The organism is Streptomyces sp. NPDC060064, assembly GCF_042736455.1.
Classification (GTDB): domain Bacteria; phylum Actinomycetota; class Actinomycetes; order Streptomycetales; family Streptomycetaceae; genus Streptomyces.
The window spans coordinates 250,900-267,442 of record NZ_JBHWWF010000002.1; the positions used below are offsets into that span (position 1 = coordinate 250,900).

The 16,543-nt window shown below is 69.5% G+C and carries 11 protein-coding genes; 7 read left to right on the plus strand and 4 right to left on the minus strand.

All coding sequences use genetic code 11. The features are described from left to right. Positions 1-5: 5 nt before the first annotated feature. A complete protein-coding gene (locus ACFWDI_RS03395; RefSeq protein ID WP_385301039.1) occupies positions 6-1,538 on the plus strand; it encodes a phytoene desaturase family protein in 1,533 nt (510 codons plus the stop codon). An 18-nt stretch (positions 1,539-1,556) separates the two neighbouring features. On the opposite strand, the gene ACFWDI_RS03400 is transcribed toward ACFWDI_RS03395, so the two are convergent. Continuing rightward, complete coding sequence (locus tag ACFWDI_RS03400; protein ID WP_385301041.1) at positions 1,557-3,392, minus strand: serine hydrolase; 1,836 nt, start codon at positions 3,390-3,392, stop codon at positions 1,557-1,559. Positions 3,393-3,543: 151 nt separating this feature from the next. Here ACFWDI_RS03400 and ACFWDI_RS03405 point away from each other — a divergent pair, with 151 nt between their 5' ends. Together ACFWDI_RS03405 and ACFWDI_RS03410 are read left to right on the plus strand one after the other, a co-directional pair. Further along, a complete protein-coding gene (locus ACFWDI_RS03405; RefSeq protein ID WP_385301042.1) occupies positions 3,544-4,653 on the plus strand; it encodes an NAD(P)H-dependent flavin oxidoreductase in 1,110 nt (369 codons plus the stop codon). Beyond that, positions 4,650-6,236 carry an acyl-CoA synthetase gene (locus tag ACFWDI_RS03410; RefSeq protein ID WP_385301043.1) on the plus strand — a complete coding sequence of 529 codons (1,587 nt, stop codon included), beginning with the start codon at positions 4,650-4,652 and terminating at the stop codon, positions 6,234-6,236. Before ACFWDI_RS03405 ends, ACFWDI_RS03410 begins: the two co-directional genes overlap by 4 nt. 138 nt (positions 6,237-6,374) lie before the next feature. Here ACFWDI_RS03410 and ACFWDI_RS03415 read toward each other — a convergent pair whose 3' ends face one another. Then, positions 6,375-8,813: a penicillin acylase family protein gene (locus ACFWDI_RS03415; RefSeq protein ID WP_385301044.1), complete on the minus strand. Its 2,439-nt coding sequence runs from the start codon at positions 8,811-8,813 to the stop codon at positions 6,375-6,377. Between the two features lie 84 nt (positions 8,814-8,897). Between ACFWDI_RS03415 and ACFWDI_RS03420 the strand changes: the two genes are divergently transcribed. Continuing rightward, the gene (locus ACFWDI_RS03420) at positions 8,898-10,400 is read left to right on the plus strand and encodes an acyl-CoA synthetase (RefSeq protein WP_385301045.1); all 1,503 of its coding nucleotides are present in this window, start codon (positions 8,898-8,900) and stop codon (positions 10,398-10,400) included. Here the strand turns inward: ACFWDI_RS03420 and paaK are convergent. Then, positions 10,387-11,673: a phenylacetate--CoA ligase PaaK gene (gene paaK / locus ACFWDI_RS03425; protein ID WP_385301046.1), complete on the minus strand. Its 1,287-nt coding sequence runs from the start codon at positions 11,671-11,673 to the stop codon at positions 10,387-10,389. The two genes, ACFWDI_RS03420 and paaK, sit on opposite strands and share 14 nt — an antisense overlap. 325 nt (positions 11,674-11,998) lie before the next feature. On the opposite strand from paaK, the gene ACFWDI_RS03430 reads away from it, so the two are divergent. Both ACFWDI_RS03430 and ACFWDI_RS03435 read left to right on the plus strand, forming a co-directional pair. Then, positions 11,999-12,532, plus strand: a complete 534-nt coding sequence (locus ACFWDI_RS03430; protein WP_385301047.1) for a VOC family protein — start codon at positions 11,999-12,001, stop codon at positions 12,530-12,532. A 718-nt stretch (positions 12,533-13,250) separates the two neighbouring features. After that, positions 13,251-13,850, plus strand: coding sequence for a chorismate mutase (locus ACFWDI_RS03435; RefSeq protein ID WP_385301048.1), 600 nt, complete (start codon positions 13,251-13,253; stop codon positions 13,848-13,850). A gap of 52 nt (positions 13,851-13,902) precedes the next feature. Here the strand turns inward: ACFWDI_RS03435 and ACFWDI_RS03440 are convergent, their stop codons facing one another. Beyond that, positions 13,903-15,525 (minus strand): acyl-CoA synthetase, encoded by a 1,623-nt coding sequence (locus ACFWDI_RS03440; RefSeq protein ID WP_385301049.1) that lies wholly within the window; start codon positions 15,523-15,525, stop codon positions 13,903-13,905. Positions 15,526-15,703: 178 nt separating this feature from the next. On the opposite strand from ACFWDI_RS03440, the gene ACFWDI_RS03445 reads away from it, so the two are divergent. Then, positions 15,704-16,528, plus strand: coding sequence for a crotonase/enoyl-CoA hydratase family protein (locus tag ACFWDI_RS03445; protein ID WP_385301050.1), 825 nt, complete (start codon positions 15,704-15,706; stop codon positions 16,526-16,528). Positions 16,529-16,543 lie beyond the last annotated feature (15 nt).

Genomic DNA, 16,543 nt, shown 5'->3' on the forward strand with positions numbered 1-16,543 from the left:
CGGCCATGCCCGCACACACCTCGTACGACGCAGTGATCGTCGGAGGCGGCCACAACGGCCTGGTCGCCGCCGTCTACCTCGCCCGTGCCGGACGCTCCGTCCTCATCCTGGAGCGCCGCGGAAACACCGGGGGAGCGGCTGTCTCCACCCGGCCCTTCGCCGGGGTCGACGCCCGGCTCTCCCGCTACTCCTACCTGGTCTCGCTGCTGCCGGACAAGATCGTGCGCGAGCTGGGTCTGAACTTCGCCGTACGCAAACGCACCGTCTCCTCCTACACGCCGAAGGGCGGCGGCGGCCTGCTCGTGGGCGGGGACCGTACGCGGGAGTCGTTCGCCGCACTCACCGGCGGCGACAGCGAGTACGCGGCCTGGCAGGAGTTCTACGGGATGACCGGCAAGGTCGCCGAACGGGTCTTCCCGACCCTCACCGAGCCGCTGCCCACGCGTGAGGCACTGCGCGCGCGCATCGACGACGAGACTGCCTGGCGGACTCTCTTCGAGGAGCCCATCGGCGTCGCGATCGAGAAGCGGTTCGCCGACGATCTCGTCCGGGGTGTGGTGCTGACCGACGCCCTGATCGGCACCTTCGCCGACGCCCATGACCCCTCGCTGCTCCAGAACCGCTGCTTCCTGTACCACGTGATCGGCGGCGGGACGGGGGACTGGGACGTGCCGGTGGGCGGCATGGGCGCGCTGACCGACGCGCTGGCGGGCGCGGCCACGGCGGCCGGCGCGGAGATCGCCACCCTGCACGAGGTGTCCCGTATCGAGACCGACGGCGAACGGGCCGAGATCACCTTCCGCTCCGGGGACGCCGAGGGCACCGTCGCGGCCCGGCAGGTCCTGGTGAACGCCTCGCCGCAGGAGCTTGCCTCGCTGCTCGGCGACGAGCCGCCCACCGCCGCCGAGGGCGCCCAGCTCAAGGTCAATATGCTGCTGCGCCGGCTACCGCGGCTGCGGGACCGCTCAGTCGACCCGCGCGAGGCGTTCTCCGGGACCTTCCATGTCTCCGAGGGCTACGGCCAGTTGGCGACCGCGTACCGGGAGGCCGCGGACGGCCGGCTGCCGGGCGCGCCGCCGTCCGAGATCTACTGCCACTCACTGACCGACCCGTCGATCCTCGGCCCTGAGCTCGCGGCCGAGGGCTACCAGACCCTGACCCTCTTCGGGCTGCACACCCCTGCCCGGCTCTTCGCGGCGGACAACGACGGGACGCGTGACCAGCTGCTGACGGCCACCCTCGCCGAACTCGACGCCCATCTGGAGGAGCCGATCGCCGACTGCCTCGCGCTCGACGAGAACGGCGAGCCCTGTATCGAGGCGAAGACCCCGCTCGACCTCGAACGGGAACTGCGGCTGCCCGGCGGTCATATCTTCCACCGCGACCTCGCCTTCCCGTACGCCACCGAGTCCACCGGGCGCTGGGGGGTCGAGACGGCGCACGCCAATGTGCTGCTGTGCGGGGCGGGCGCCGTCCGCGGCGGCGGGGTCAGCGGTGTGCCGGGACACAACGCCGCGATGGCGGCACTGGGCCGGTGAGACCGTTCTGATGGATCGTCAGTCCCGGGACGCCGTCCAGCCGTTCGCCTCGATCAGGGCGGCGTCCGCGGGTCTGCCCTCGTCGAATACCGGGCGTCCGCGGTCCTCGACGCGGATCGAGTCCACATAGACGCCGCGGCCGACATAGAGCTGGTCGGTCGCATACCGCCAGCGCAGCCGCACCGTGGAACCGCGCCGGGCCGACAGGTCCGCGGTCAGCCAGTGCCAGACACGACCGGACCAGCCGGATACCGAGCCCGTCGGGTGCGGCTGCGGCTCGGCCCCCTTGTGTACGGTCGTGAACGGCACCGGCCGCCAGGTCGCTCCGTGGTCCGCCGACGCCTCCAGGAACAGCCCGTCCGAGCCCGGCTCGGTGTCCCACCACAGCGAACACCGAAGCCGCGCCTGCTCCGACGCGAGGGCGAGCGGGGGCAGGGTCAGAGTGGCGGCGGTGGAGCCCGCCATGCCGGAGAACCAGGCGGTGCGGCCGTGCTCCGGGCCGACGGCGACCGCACGGGCCATGTTGTTGGCGGCGGCGACCCGCGGGGCGCTGCCGGAGCGCCAACCACGCACCGGGTGCACGGAGTTGCCCAGCACGATCAGGAACGAGTCGGTGCTCGGGTCGAGGACCAGACTGGTGCCCGTGAAGCCGGTGTGGCCCGCGGTGCGTGGCGTGGCCATCGCTCCCATGTACCAGTGCTGGTAGAGCTCGAAGCCGAGGCCGTGCTCGTCGCCGGGGAAGGCGGTGTTGAAGTCGGTGAACATCAGCTCCACCGACGACGCGTGCAGAATGCGGGAGCGTCCGTAGACACCGCCGTTGAGGAGGGTGCGGGCGAGGATCGCGAGGTCCCAGGCGCAGGAGAAGACTCCGGCATGGCCCGCGACGCCGCCGAAGCTGTATGCGTTCTCGTCGTGCACCTCGCCCCAGACCAGACCGCGGTCGAGCCCCGACCAGGGCAGCCGGGCGTCCTCGGTGGCGGCGATCCTCGGCTTCCATGAGGCGGGCGGGTTGTATCGCGTGCGCTGCATCCCGAGTGGAGCGGTGATCTCGTTTCGGAGCAGTACATCAAGAGTGTGACCGGTGATCTCCTCGAGGATCAGCTGCAGCGAGATCAGATTGAGGTCGGAGTAGAGGTACTTGGTGCCGGGCTGACTGGCCGGCGCCTCGTTCCACAGCAGCCGGAGTCTCCCTTCCCGGGTCGGCTCCTTGTACAGCGCAATCCAGGCGCGGAATCCGGAGGTGTGAGTCAGCAGCTGGCGCACGGTGATGTCCTGCTTGCCCGCGCCCGCGAAATCCGGGAGGTAGGAGGCGACTTTGGCCTCAAGGCCGAGGATGCCCCGCTCGATCTGCTGCACGGTGAGGATCGAGGTGAACAGCTTCGAGACGGACGCCAGATCGAAGACGGTGTCCTCGGCCATCGAGATCTGCCGGTCCGCCGGGAACTCCACGGCCGTGTCGGTCTTCTCGTCGTAAGCCGAGTAGCGCACCGCCTTGCCGATCGGCTCGTGCAGCGCCACCGTGCCGCCGCGCCCCGCGAGCAGTACGGCACCCGCGTACCAGGGGTACTTGGGGGAGGGGCCGAGGAACTTCTTCGCGTCGGTGACGAGTTGGTCCAGTCGGCCGGGGAGCAGCCCGGCCCGCTCGGCGGAACCGCGCCGCAGCGTCGGCCGCGCCGAACCGTGACCGGAGCGCGAGCCGCCACCCGGGCCGGAGCCCGAGCCGCCACCCGGGCCCGCTGCCCCCGCCGCCTCGGCGAAAGGAATCGGCGCCAGCGCGAGCGCCCCGCCCAGCGCCAGAGCCCCGCTGCCCAGCCTCCGCCGGCTGATCCCTCTGCCCGCTGCGTCCTCTGTCATACGTAACCCTCTCCTGAAAGTATCTTTCGGGATCTCGGCCAGCAGTGAAACTTTCTTGCGAGGTCCTGGTGCTGTCAACCACCTCAAAGAATCTGACACAGCATCAGAAAATCTCTTCCTTCGTCTGCCGGGCTGCGGCATCCTGCCGCCCATGGAGACGGAGCTGAGCAAGAGACTGGGGATCGAGCACGCCATCTTCGGCTTCACGCCGTTCCCCGCGGTGGCCGCCGCCATCACCCGGGCGGGCGGTTTCGGCGTGCTCGGCGCGGTCCGCTACACCGCGCCCGGTGATCTCAAACGCGACCTCGACTGGCTGCACGCGCACACCGACGGCAAGCCCTACGGCCTCGATGTCGTCATGCCCGCCAAAAAGGTCGAGGGTGTGAGCGAGGCCGACGTCGAGGCGATGATCCCCGAAGGGCACCGGCAGTTCGTCAGAGACACCCTCGCCAAGCACGGCGTCCCCGAACTCCCCGAGGGCGAGGCCTCAGGCTGGCGCATCACCGGCTGGATGGAGCAGGTCGCCCGCAATCAGCTCGACGTCGCCTTCGATTATCCGATCAAGCTGCTCGCCAACGCGCTCGGCTCACCGCCCGTCGATGTCGTACAGCGCGCCCACGACCACGGCGTCCTGGTCGCGGCCCTCGCCGGGAGCGCCAGGCACGCCAGGCACCACGCCGATGCGGGTATCGACATCGTCGTCGCGCAGGGATATGAAGCGGGCGGACACACCGGCGAAATCGCCTCCATGGTGCTCGTCCCCGAGGTCGTCGAGGCCGTGAACCCCCTTCCCGTACTGGCCGCCGGAGGTATCGGCGGCGGCGAACAGATCGCCGCCGGACTCGCACTCGGCGCGCAGGGCGCCTGGCTCGGCTCGCTCTGGCTCACCACCACGGAGGCGGACCTCCACTCCCGCGCACTGACCGCCAAACTCCTCGCGGCGGGCTCCGGCGACACCGTCCGTTCCCGCGCCCTGACCGGCAAACCCGCCCGCCAGCTGCGCACCGAGTGGACCGATGCCTGGGACGACCCGAGCGGTCCCGGCACCCTCCCCATGCCGTTGCAGGGGCTGCTCGTCGCCGACGCCGTCTCCCGTATCCAGAAGTACGAAGTGGCCCCGCTGCTCGGCACACCCGTGGGCCAGATCGTCGGCCGGATGAACTCCGAGCGCACCGTCCAGCAGGTCTTCGACGAGCTGACCAGCGGCTTCGAGCGCGCCGTCGACCGCATCAACCGCATCGCCGGAAGGAGCCAGTCATGACCGAACGGGCAGGGGGGTCCCCCCGGACGGGGTCCGGGGGAGGGTTCTGGGCCCTGGCGGCCGCGGACCCGGAGCGTACGATCCTGATCGCACCGGACGGCGAGGCATGGACCGCCGGCCGGTTGCACGCCGCCGTCAACCGGCTCGTCCACGGACTGCGCGCGGCCGGACTGGAGAAGGGCGACGCCTTCGCCGTCGTCCTGCCCAACGGGGTGGAGCTCTTCACCGCGTATCTCGCCGCATCCGAGGCCGGTCTGTATCTGGTGCCCGTCAATCACCATCTCGTCGGATCCGAGATCGCCTGGATCGTCTCCGACTCCGGCGCCAAGGTGCTCATCGCGCACGAGCGGTTCGCGGCCGCCGCGTCGGCCGCCGCCGACGAGGCGGAGATGCCCGCGAGCCACCGCTACGCCGTGGGCGGCACCCGTGGCATCGGCGGCTTCCGCCCGTACGCCGAACTCCTCGACGGACAGCCCGAGTCCGTGCCCGAGGACCGTACGCTCGGCTGGGTCATGAACTACACCTCCGGCACCACCGGCAGGCCGCGCGGTATCCGTCGGCCACTGTCGGGAAAGCTCCCCGAGGAGACGTATCTCGGCGGCTTCCTCGGGATCTTCGGCATCAAGCCGTTCGACGACAATGTGCACCTCGTCTGTTCGCCGCTCAACCACACCGCCGTACTCCAGTTCGCGGGCGCCGCCCTGCACATCGGCCATCAGCTCGTACTGATGGACAAGTGGACGCCCGAGGAGATGCTGCGCCTCATCGACGCCCACCGGTGCACCCACACCCACATGGTCCCGACGCAGTTCCACCGGCTGCTCGCGCTGCCGGACGCGGTGAAGGAGCGCTATGACGTGAGTTCCATGCGGCACGCCATCCATGGCGCTGCCCCCTGCCCCGACCACGTCAAGCGGGCGATGATCGACTGGTGGGGCAACTGCGTCGAGGAGTACTACGCGGCCAGCGAGGGCGGCGGCGCGTTCGCGACCGCCGAGGACTGGCTGAAGAAGCCCGGCACCGTCGGCAGGGCCTGGCCCATCAGCGAACTCGCCGTCTTCGACGACGACGGCAACAGGCTCCCGCCCGGCGAACTGGGCACCGTCTACATGAAGATGAGCACCGGGAGCTTCAGCTACCACAAGGACGAGGCCAAGACGCGGAAGAACCGCATCGGCGACTTCTTCACCGTCGGGGACCTCGGGATCCTCGACGAGGACGGCTATCTCTTTCTCCGCGACCGCAAGATCGACATGATCATCTCGGGCGGTGTCAACATCTATCCGGCCGAGATCGAGGCCGCGCTGCTCGCCCATCCCGCCGTCGCCGACGCGGCCGCCTTCGGTGTCCCGCACGCCGACTGGGGCGAGGAGGTCAAGGCGGTCGTCGAGGCCGCCGACGGCCGGCAGCCCGGCGATGCACTGGCGGCCGACATCCTCGCCCACTGCGAGCGGCAACTGGCGGTCTACAAGCGTCCCAAGACGGTGGACTTCATCGAGGCCATGCCGCGCGACCCGAACGGCAAGCTCTACAAACGACGCCTGCGCGCCCCGTACTGGGAGGGCCACGAACGGGCCCTATGAGGCGGAGGAAGGGCAGCAATCACCTCAAGACCGTGCTGGGCCGGCCGGGTCGCGGTGCTCCCGGCGGGACACATCCGGCGCCTTCCGCCTTCGTGTTCCTCGCCGTGAGCCCGCGGCCCGGCCCGTCGAATCAGTCGGTCACCTGCGCTCGCGCGCCCACACCACCCGCAGCTCCGGCGAGCCCAGGATGTCCCGCTCGCAGAACCTCGATGTCACCCAGCGCTCGCCCGAGAACAGCTCGGTCTGATCGCTGTAGTAGGGGGAGGCGGGGTTCGACGACTGGGAGTAGGTCAGCAGGGTGCGGGCCACCGGGCAGCGCCCGCCGTCCCAGCCGACCGTCTGGATATGGCTCGAACCGGTCACCACGTCGGTGTAGCCACCGCCCGCCGGATTCCACACCGGTTCGACCTTGTTCCAGACGCCGAGACCTTCCGTACCGCCCGGCACCGGGATCCGCTTCCCGTTCCGTACGACGAACTGGTGCTCACCCAGCGGCGCGTCCAGCGGAATACCGGCCGTACGCAGCTCGGCGACCGCCGCTGTCAGGGCCTGTGCGAAGCCGGGCGATGCGGTGTTGAGCGTGTTCGGCGTACGCACCGGATCCGCCGCCGAGAACGGCACCTTCCACAATTGCGCCGTCGGCACCCTCGCCGTGAGCCCCCGCCAGAACCGGTCGAAGAGCAGCGCGCCCCGGCTGCCGGTGTTCATGGTCCGGTCCCACGCCGCCAGCACATCGCAGGCCTGCGCGAGATCGGCGTCCTTGCCGGGCAGCGCCGCGCACGCCTTCGCCGTGTCGGCCGCGGCCAGATCTCCGGCGGGCACACGGTTCGCGAACTGCTGCTTCTGCAGGTCGGAGACGGTCAGTCGACCCTTGTCCGCCATCGCCGCCACATCCTCGACGCCGCCGCGGGTGCGCAGCGAACGGGGCGTGCCGATGGAGCCGAAGACCCGCTCGTAGCCGGTCAGCGGGTGGTCGGCATTGGCCAGCCAGGCGCTGTCGTTGGAGTTTTCCGCATACGGCGCGTCCTTCAGCGTCGGCATCTTCGACGGACCGAAGATGCCCGGCTGCACAGCGTCCTTGTCGGTGCCGAGTGCGCAGTCGCCGCGCGAGCCGTCCAATACGGCAACCCCCGACGCCGGATAGGTCACTTTGCCGAGCGGTGTGGAGCAGCGCTGCGTCAGCTCATCGGTGATCCGCGGCAGCACCTGCGACTGCGAGAAGAGCGTGTGTCCCTTCGAGTCGGCGGCGATCGTGTTCACCCACGGCAGACCCTGGGTGCGCTTCAACGCCTTCACCATGTCGTCCGTGGAGCGCGCCTTGCCGAAGGCCAGGGCGGTGTCGGAGCCGCGCAGATTGGTGGCGTTGGGGTCGTTGAGCGCGTACGCGGTCGTGGCGGACCAGGGCAGCGGCAGCGTCGGACCGAGCGAGGTGACGATCGGTCCGTAGCGCGTCCACCACTGCGTACGGGTCACGGGTGCGCTGTTTTTGACCGGGACGCTCACGGTCCGCTTCGTCATCCGCTCGGGCTTCCCGTCCACCAGATACGCGGTCGGATCGGCCGGATCCAGCGTCAGCTGATGCAGATTCAGCGTGACTCCGGTCGCGACAGTATGGCTCCAGGCCACCTTGTCGTTGAAGCCGATGTTGACCACGGCGGTGCCGAGCAGCGAGCTGCCGGAGACATTCAGCTCACCGGGGATGGTCTGCTGCGACTGCCAGAAGCGGCGGCCGCCCTGCCACGGGTAGTGCGGATTGCCGATCAGCAGTCCTCGACCGTTGGCGGTCGTACTGCCGCTGAACGCGACGGCGTTGGAGCCCATGTCGGCGTTCCCGGCGGCGAACAGCTCCCGCGCGGCCTTGGCCGTCCCGGCCGCGTCGGGTGCGCCGACCGGGGTCGTACCGGGCGGCTGCGCCGCGGTGATGCCGTCGATGCCGCGCCCCTGCCCGCCGAGTACCGATACGGCGAAGCCGCGCCGGGCCACGTCGAGCGTGGTCACCGGGCCGACCCAGTCGGCGTTCCTGCAGGCCGGATCGGTGATGCGATTCTGCTTCAGCCAGGCGTTGTAGCCGGCCGCCCAGCCCCGCATCAGTTCCTTGACCTGTCTGCCGGCACCGGCCGGAGCCGGAGTGGCGAGCAGCTTCTCGACGGTGCCCGCGTCCCGTACACCGCGGAAGTAGAGATCGCTGGAGAGGTTCTTCGTCGCCGAGGAGAGCGAGCCGTCCGGGGCCGCGTCCGGGCCGAAGTGGCGCGAGCGCTCGCCTCGTACGGTGAGGAAGCCGTCGGCGAGTACGCACACCTGGTCGGCAGCCTGCGCCCAGCCGCTGCCGAAGCCAAGACTCGCGTAGTCCCTGGCGACAATGTGCGGAATACCGTGCTCGGTGTAGCGGATGACGGCGGACAGACCGCTGCCGGAAGGATGCCGGTCGGGCCGGTCACGGGAATCGGCGGCCGCGGCCGGCGGCAGCGCGGCGGCTGCGGTCATCAGGGCTGTGCAGGTGAGTACGAGCCGTCTCAGGCGGGTGCGGAAGAGCAACGTGCCTCCCAACGTGACTGCGGTGAAAGCTGGTTGGTCCATGCAGTCAGCCGGGGCGGGCGGTGTCAACATCCCGTTCGGTATCCAGCACTTGACCGGCCGGTCGCTGCCGCCCAGGATCGCGCCATGACAGCTGTACGCAGCAACACAGTCGACGCCGGTGTGCGAAGCAGCGCACGGCGCACCCCCGACCGCACCGCCGTGCGCTACGCGGACCGGACCTGGAGCTATGCCGAACTCGACGCCGCCGTGACCACGGCGGCGGCCGTCCTGACCGGCCATGGCCTGCGACCGGGGGAGCGGGTCGCCTCCTACGGCCACAACTCCGACGCGTATCTCATCGGCTTCCTCGGCTGCGCCCGTGCGGGACTCGTTCATGTCCCGGTCAACCAGAACCTCACCGGCGACGACCTCGCGTACATCATCGAGCAGTCGGGCAGCGCTCTCGTCCTCGCCGACCCCGACCTCGCGCCGCGGCTGCCGGCCGGACTGCCCGTCAGGCCGCTGCGCGACGCGGACGACTCGCTGCTGACCGAGCTGCGTACGCCCCGCAGTTTCACACCCGAGCGCGAGCCGGGGACCGAGGACCTGGTCCAGCTGCTCTACACCTCCGGCACCACCGCCCTGCCCAAGGGCGCGATGATGACCCACCGGGCGCTCGTCCACGAGTACGTCAGCGCCGTTGCCGCCCTCGATCTGCGGGAGACCGACCGGCCCGTCCACGCGCTGCCGCTCTACCACTCCGCCCAGATGCATGTCTTTCTGCTGCCGTACCTCGCGGTCGGCGCGGAGAACACCATCCTTGACGCGCCCGACCCGGCGCGGATCTTCGACCTCGTCGAAGCAGGCCGTGCCGACAGTCTCTTCGCACCGCCCACCGTATGGATCGGCCTGTCGAACCACCCGGAGTTCGCCACTCGCGACCTCGGCGCCCTGCGCAAGGCGTACTACGGCGCGTCGATCATGCCGGTGCCCGTGCTCGAGAGGCTCCGCGAGCGGCTGCCCGGTCTCGGCTTCTACAACTGCTTCGGGCAGAGCGAGATCGGCCCGCTCGCCACCGTTCTCGGCCCGGACGAGCACGAGGGCCGGATGGACTCCTGCGGACGGACCGTCCTTTTCGTCGAGGCGAAGGTCGTCGACGAGGCCGGCAAGGAGGTCGTCGACGGCACGGCCGGTGAGATCGTCTACCGCTCCCCCCAGCTCTGTGAGGGCTACTGGGACAAGCCGGAGGAGACCGAAGAGGCCTTCCGTGACGGCTGGTTCCACTCCGGCGACCTCGCGGTCCGGGACGCCGAGGGGTACTTCACGGTCGTCGACCGGGTGAAGGACGTCATCAATTCCGGGGGAGTACTGGTCGCTTCGCGACAGGTCGAGGACGTCCTCTACACCCATCCCGCCGTCGCGGAGACCGCGGTCATCGGCCTGCCCGACGAACGCTGGATCGAGGCCGTCACCGCCGTTGTCGTCGCGCGCGGTGAGGTGACGGATGCCGAACTCATCGACCACGCACGCGAGAAGCTCGCCCACTTCAAGGCCCCGAAGAAGGTCCTGTTCGTCGACGAGCTGCCGCGCAACGCCAGCGGAAAGATCCTCAAGCGCGAGCTGAGGGACCGCTTCACTTCGTCCTGAGATCCACGATCCGCTTGATCTTGCCCACCGAACGCTCCAGCGTCCCGGGGTCGACCACCTCGACGTCGACCGACACCCCGATGCCGTCCTTCACGGCCGCCGCGACCGCCCGCGCGGCGGTAGCGCGCTGCTCGGACGTCGCCTCCGGCCGCGCCTCGGCCCGTACGGTCAGCGCGTCGAGACGGCCCTCACGGGTCAGCCGCAGCTGGAAATGCGGGGCGACATGTGGCGTACGCAGCACGATCTCCTCGATCTGGGTCGGGAAGAGGTTCACTCCGCGCAGGATCACCATGTCGTCGCTGCGCCCGGTCACCTTCTCCATCCGCCGGAAGACCCGGGCCGTACCCGGCAGCAGCCGCGTCAGGTCCCGCGTCCGGTACCGGATCACCGGCATGGCCTCCTTGGTGAGCGAGGTGAAGACCAGCTCACCGGAGTCTCCGTCCGGCAGCACCTCACCGGTGAAGGGATCGACGACCTCCGGGTAGAAATGGTCCTCCCAGATGTGCAGCCCGTCCTTGGTCTCCACACACTCCTGCGCCACGCCCGGCCCCATCACCTCCGACAGGCCGTATATGTCGACGGCGTCGATCGCGAACCGCTCCTCGATCTCGCGCCGCATCTCCTCCGTCCACGGCTCCGCGCCGAAGATCCCGACCTTGAGAGAGGTGGAACGCGGATCGACGCCCTGCCGCTCGAACTCGTCGAGGATCGTGAGCATGTACGAAGGGGTGACCATGATGATCTCGGGCCGGAAGTCCTGGATCAGCTGCACCTGGCGCGAGGTCATGCCGCCGGAGGCCGGGATGACCGTGCAGCCGAGGCGCTCGGCGCCGTAGTGCGCGCCGAGGCCGCCGGTGAACAGCCCGTATCCGTATGCCACATGGACCTTGTGGCCGGGCCGGCCACCTGCGGCGCGGATCGAACGGGCCACCACGTCCGCCCAGGTGTCCAGGTCCCGCTCGGTGTACCCGACGACCGTCGGACGGCCCGTCGTCCCGCTGGAGGCATGGATCCGTCGCACCTCGGACTGCTCCACCGCGAACATCCCGAATGGATAGTTGTCCCGCAGATCGGTCTTGGCGGTGAAGGGGAAGCGGGACAGATCGGCGAGCGTGCGGCAGTCCTCGGGACGAAGCCCCGCCTTGTCGAAGGCCGACCGGTAGAAGCCGACGTTTTCGTACGCATGGCGCAAGGTCGCCCGCAGCCGCTCGAGCTGAAGCGCCTCGAGCTCCTCGCGACTGAGCCGCTCCGCCGCATCCAGCAGGTCCGTCATTCGGATACTCCCGTCCCAAACCGGACGACCGATCATTCGGTCGCGCTGTTCCGGGATCAGTAATCCAGCCCGTCCCGTCTCCTGGCAAGGGGTTGATTCCCAGAAATCTCGGGCCCCGCACGATGCGCTCCGGGTGCAGGTCCATCGCTGGGGCGTCGATCCAGGTCGTCGTTCAGCCGGGTGGCGGCCACTTCCCGCGGCTCGACGAGCCGGACTGGTGCGTACGGACGGTTGTCGGCTTCCTGTCGCGGTGAGCCGCTGGTGAGGGGGAAGATGCCGGGGTAGTAGTTGAAACCCGCAAACAACCGCTGAGAAGGAGACCATGATGCCTCAGCCCGAGGGCGCCGAGCTCGACGCCGTACTCGCCCGCAGGGAGAAGCTGCGGCAGCGCTATCTGCGCCCGATCACCGACCGGCCCCCGACCACCGCCCGCGGCATCCACCACGTGGCCTTCATCTGTCGCGACGTCGAGAAGACCATCCGCTTCTACCAGGAGTTCCTGGGCTTCCCGCTGGTCGAGATCGTGGAGAACCGCGACTACCGCGGCTCCACCCATTTCTTCTTCGACATCGGCCACGGCAATCTGCTGGGCTTCTTCGACTTCCCCGGCCACGCACACCCGCCCCTCAAGGAGACCATCGGCGGGGTGCAGCATCTCGCCCTGTCGGTGAGCGCGGCGCAGTACGACGCGGCCCGCGAGGCGATGGACGGGGCGGGCATCGAGTATCTCGGCCCCGACCGCGGGGTCGAGGACAGCCTGTACATCCGCGACCCCAACGGCGTGCCGCTGGAGCTGTACCGGGAGCAGCTCGGCATCTTCAACGGCGAGCGCATCCTCGGGGCCGACGACGAGAGCTGACGCCGAGGGCCGGCTCGGATCAGGGCCCGTACAGAGCGGTCCGGAGGCGGGCGATGCGATGTCCGCCCGTGGCGGGCTGCGGTTGCTTGTCAGGGCACGATGTTGTGGTTCAGGCGGAACACAGTGCTCGACGCACTCGGGCTCGCCGCTGAGGTGCTGCCGCGCCCGGCTCAGCCAGCCCGCGGCCGTGGCTGTACGCCCCGCCAGCTGATACTCGTAGAAGAGCATCCACGCGGTGAATCCGGCCTGCCGTGCGGTGCCCGCCGCCACGTAGCCGGAGTAGGCCTTGATCCTGGCTGCGATCGATTCCTCGACGCGGCTGGTCCACCAGGCGGCGTCGGCGAGTACGGCGAGATCGTCGGGGGCCATGCGGCCGGGGTCGAGGTCGCGCAGGGCGCCATACACGTCGGCCCACGCCTCGCGGGCGGCGGCTTCCCTCGCCTGCTTGATCGCTTGATCGGTACCGGTGATCTGCTCAGCCACGATGCGGCTCCCTTCCCGCTCTCCGCGAGCCGGACCGCCCCCTCACCAGGATAGGAGCGAGCGGCTCCGGTGGGCGCGGCAGATATGCCGCATCGATTGAGGGCCCGGCTTCGGCGCGCCGGGGCACCTTTGCGCGCGCCTGCTCCGGCAGCCGGCCCTGCCGCGTACGATCAACGCCGATTCATCGATCCGGGAAGGGGAGCGCGTGCAACTGAGTGTGTCCATAAGGTGTTTGATGGCCGCGGGTGCCGCCATGACCGTGCTGCTCACGGGGGCGGGCACGGCCTCCGCCGCCCCGGCCGCGCCTCGGGCGTCGGCCTCGGTCCCTGCGGCCGCTGTACGTTCCGGCTCGTACGCAGGCCTGCACACGATCGCTGATCTCTCCGCCCAGCGGCTCACCACCGCCGATCTGGTCGCCGCGGCCAAATACGGCACAGGCAGTCCCATCGACGACCCGGCCAGGGAGAAGCAGGTCCTCGACAGCGTGGCGCAGCAGGCCCGCGATCTCGGTGCGGACCCCGAGGCGACAGTACGGATCTTCCGCGACCAGATCGTGGCCAACAAGCTTGTCCAGCGAGCCCTGTTCCGCAGCTGGGACGCGGATTCTTCGCAGGCCCCGACGGAACGGCCCGACCTCGCGGAGGTACGCAAGGAGATCAACCGCATCAATGCCGCTCTCGTCCGGAGCATCGCCGATTCCGCATCGGCCCGGCCGGCTCCGTACTGCGACGGCCTGCTGATCGCCTCGGCAGCACACGTACGGCACGAGCGGCAGCTCGACGCGCTCCATTCGATCGCGCTGGCCCGCTCACTGCGGTCCGTCTGCGGCGACTGACCCTGGGTTCGCGCGTCCGGCAGCCCCGGGCGCGCGACGGCAGGCCGGAAGGTTATTGCGCGGCCGACTCCACCGCGACCGTCCGGGCCCAGCGGTAGTCCGCCTTGCCGCTCGGCGAGCGCTGTATCTCCTGCGCGATCACCAGCTGCCGCGGGATCTTGTAACCGGCGAGCCGGGTGCGGCAGTGCGACTGGATGTCGTCCAGCGTCGGCGTGAGCGCGCCGTCGCGGACCTGCACCACGGCCGCCACATGGTTGCCCCACCTGGTGTCAGGCACCCCGGCGACCAGCGCGTCGTACACGTCCGGATGCGACTTGAGCGCCTGCTCGACCTCCTCCGGATACACCTTCTCGCCACCGGTGTTGATGCACTGCGAGCCGCGTCCGAGAACGGTGACGACGCCCTCCTCGTCGACCGTCGCCATGTCGCCGAGCAGCACCCACCGCTCGTCGCCGCGCTGGAAGAAGGTCTCGGCGGTCTTCTCCGGGTCGTTGTAGTAGCCGAGCGGGACGTGTCCGCGCTGGGCGACGCGGCCCGGCTCGCCCGGCTTCACCGGTTCGTACGTGGCCGGGTCGACGACCGCAGTACGGGCGTTGACCCGCAGTCTGAAGCCCTTCTCCGGTCCTGAGTCGTCGGTCGCGGTGCCGTTGAAGCCGGACTCCGACGAGCCGAAGTTGTTCAGCAGCATCACATGCGGCACCAGTGCGGCGAACTGCGCGCGCACGGTATCCGACATGATCGCGCCGGAGCTCGAGACGCTGAACACCGAGGAGCAGTCGGTGCCCTTGAGCGGCCCCGACAGCGCGTCGATCAACGGCCGCAGCATCGCGTCGCCGACCAGCGACACGCTGGTGACCTTCTCCCTCTCGATCGTGCGGAGCACTTCTTCCGGCACGAACTTGCGGTGGATGACGATCCGTTGGCCGAAGTTGAAGGCGATGAACGCAGTGAGGGTGGAGGTGCCGTGCATCAGCGGCGGAGTGGGGAAGAAGGTGATGCCGTCACCGCCCGCGGCCACCCGCTCGGCGAGCTCCTCGGGTGCGGCAACCGGCTCGCCCGTCGGTGCGCCGCCGCCGAGCCCGGCGAAGAACAGGTCCTCCTGGCGCCACATCACGCCCTTGGGCATACCGGTGGTGCCGCCGGTGTAGATGATGAACTGGTCGTCCGCGGAGCGTGCCCCGAAGCCGCGCTCGGGTGAGGCGGCAGCCTCGGCCTCCGTGAAGGCGACGGCGGACAGCCTGGGCGAGCCGTCCGGCGGCGTACCCACGCGCACCACATGCCTCAGCTTCCGCGTCTGCGGCAACGTGGCCGCGACCCGCTCGGTGAACTCCGCGTCGAAGACGAGCGCGGCGAGATCGGCGTCGCGGTAGAGGTAGACCAGCTCCTCCTCCACATACCGGTAGTTGACATTGACCGGCACGATCCGTGCCTTGAGGCAGCCGAGTACGGTCTGCAGATACTCGATGCCGTTGTAGAGATGCAGGCCGAGATGCTCGCCGGGCTCGATGCCCGCATCGATCAAATGGTGTGCGACGCGATTGGCCGCCGCGTCGAGTTCCGCGTAGCTGAGCCTGCGCTCGGCGCCCGTACCGGGATGGTCGATGTACACGAGCGCCTCGCGGTCCGGCACCACATCGACGACCGATTCGAACAGGTCGGCAAGGTTGTACTCCACCGTTCCTCCTGACGCCCGGCGACACCCGGCGAACTTCGGCTCGGCGGTCATTAGAGCGCCGGTCGGCACAACTGGGAAGGGGTGCCGCAGAAGAAATCTGACTGTCTGTCAGAAAACTATTGAACTGGACCCCGGCCTACTGCAACCTGTTCTAGGTCTTGAGACGGGAGGTCTGCACATGGGACAACACGGTGGTACCGAACACGGTGGTACCGAACACCTCACCGTGCAGCGCGAAGGCGCCACGCTGGTGCTCACCTTGAACAGGCCCGAGGCGAAGAACGCGCTCTCGATGCCGATGCTGGTCGGGCTGCACGACGGCTGGCTGGAGGCGGACGAGGACGACGCGATCCGCTCCATCGTGCTGACGGGCGCGGGCGGCTCCTTCTGCGCCGGCATGGATCTGAAGGCCCTCGCGGGCAAGGGGATGGAAGGAGAGCACTACCGGGACCGGATGAACGCCGACCCGGATCTGCACTGGAAGGCGATGCTGCGCCACCACCGTCCCCGTAAACCGGTGATCGCCGCCGTCGAGGGGTACTGCGTCGCCGGCGGCACCGAGATCCTCCAGGGCACCGACATCCGGGTCGCGGGTGAGAGCGCCACCTTCGGCCTCTTCGAGGTCAAGCGGGGCCTCTTCCCGATCGGCGGCTCGACCGTACGGCTTCAGCGCCAGATCCCACGGACACACGCCCTGGAAATGCTGCTCACCGGCCGCCCGTACAGCGCGCAAGAGGCGCAGCGGATCGGGCTCATCGGCCATGTCGTCCCCGACGGCACCGCGCTGGAGAAGGCCCTCGCCATCGCCGAGCAGATCAACGCCTGCGGACCGCTCGCCGTCGAGGCCGTGAAGGCATCGGTCTACGAGACCGCCGAGCTGACCGAGACCGAGGGCCTGGCCGCCGAGCTGAAACGCGGCTGGCCGATTTTCGACACCGCCGACGCCAAGGAAGGCTCCCGCGCCTTCGCCGAGAAGCGCCCGCCGGTCTTCCGGCGCGCCTGACCGAGGGAGATGCCA

What these genes read in the sequence shown, in the direction of transcription:
- ACFWDI_RS03395 (WP_385301039.1), top strand. Translation starts at nt 6, where the DNA reads ATGCCCGCACACACCTCGTACGACGCAGTGATCGTCGGAGGCGGCCAC.
- ACFWDI_RS03400 (WP_385301041.1), bottom strand. Translation starts at nt 3,392, where the DNA reads ATGACAGAGGACGCAGCGGGCAGAGGGATCAGCCGGCGGAGGCTGGGC.
- ACFWDI_RS03405 (WP_385301042.1), top strand. Translation starts at nt 3,544, where the DNA reads ATGGAGACGGAGCTGAGCAAGAGACTGGGGATCGAGCACGCCATCTTC.
- ACFWDI_RS03410 (WP_385301043.1), top strand. Translation starts at nt 4,650, where the DNA reads ATGACCGAACGGGCAGGGGGGTCCCCCCGGACGGGGTCCGGGGGAGGG.
- ACFWDI_RS03415 (WP_385301044.1), bottom strand. Translation starts at nt 8,813, where the DNA reads ATGGACCAACCAGCTTTCACCGCAGTCACGTTGGGAGGCACGTTGCTC.
- ACFWDI_RS03420 (WP_385301045.1), top strand. Translation starts at nt 8,898, where the DNA reads ATGACAGCTGTACGCAGCAACACAGTCGACGCCGGTGTGCGAAGCAGC.
- paaK (WP_385301046.1), bottom strand. Translation starts at nt 11,673, where the DNA reads ATGACGGACCTGCTGGATGCGGCGGAGCGGCTCAGTCGCGAGGAGCTC.
- ACFWDI_RS03430 (WP_385301047.1), top strand. Translation starts at nt 11,999, where the DNA reads ATGCCTCAGCCCGAGGGCGCCGAGCTCGACGCCGTACTCGCCCGCAGG.
- ACFWDI_RS03435 (WP_385301048.1), top strand. Translation starts at nt 13,251, where the DNA reads ATGGCCGCGGGTGCCGCCATGACCGTGCTGCTCACGGGGGCGGGCACG.
- ACFWDI_RS03445 (WP_385301050.1), top strand. Translation starts at nt 15,704, where the DNA reads ATGGGACAACACGGTGGTACCGAACACGGTGGTACCGAACACCTCACC.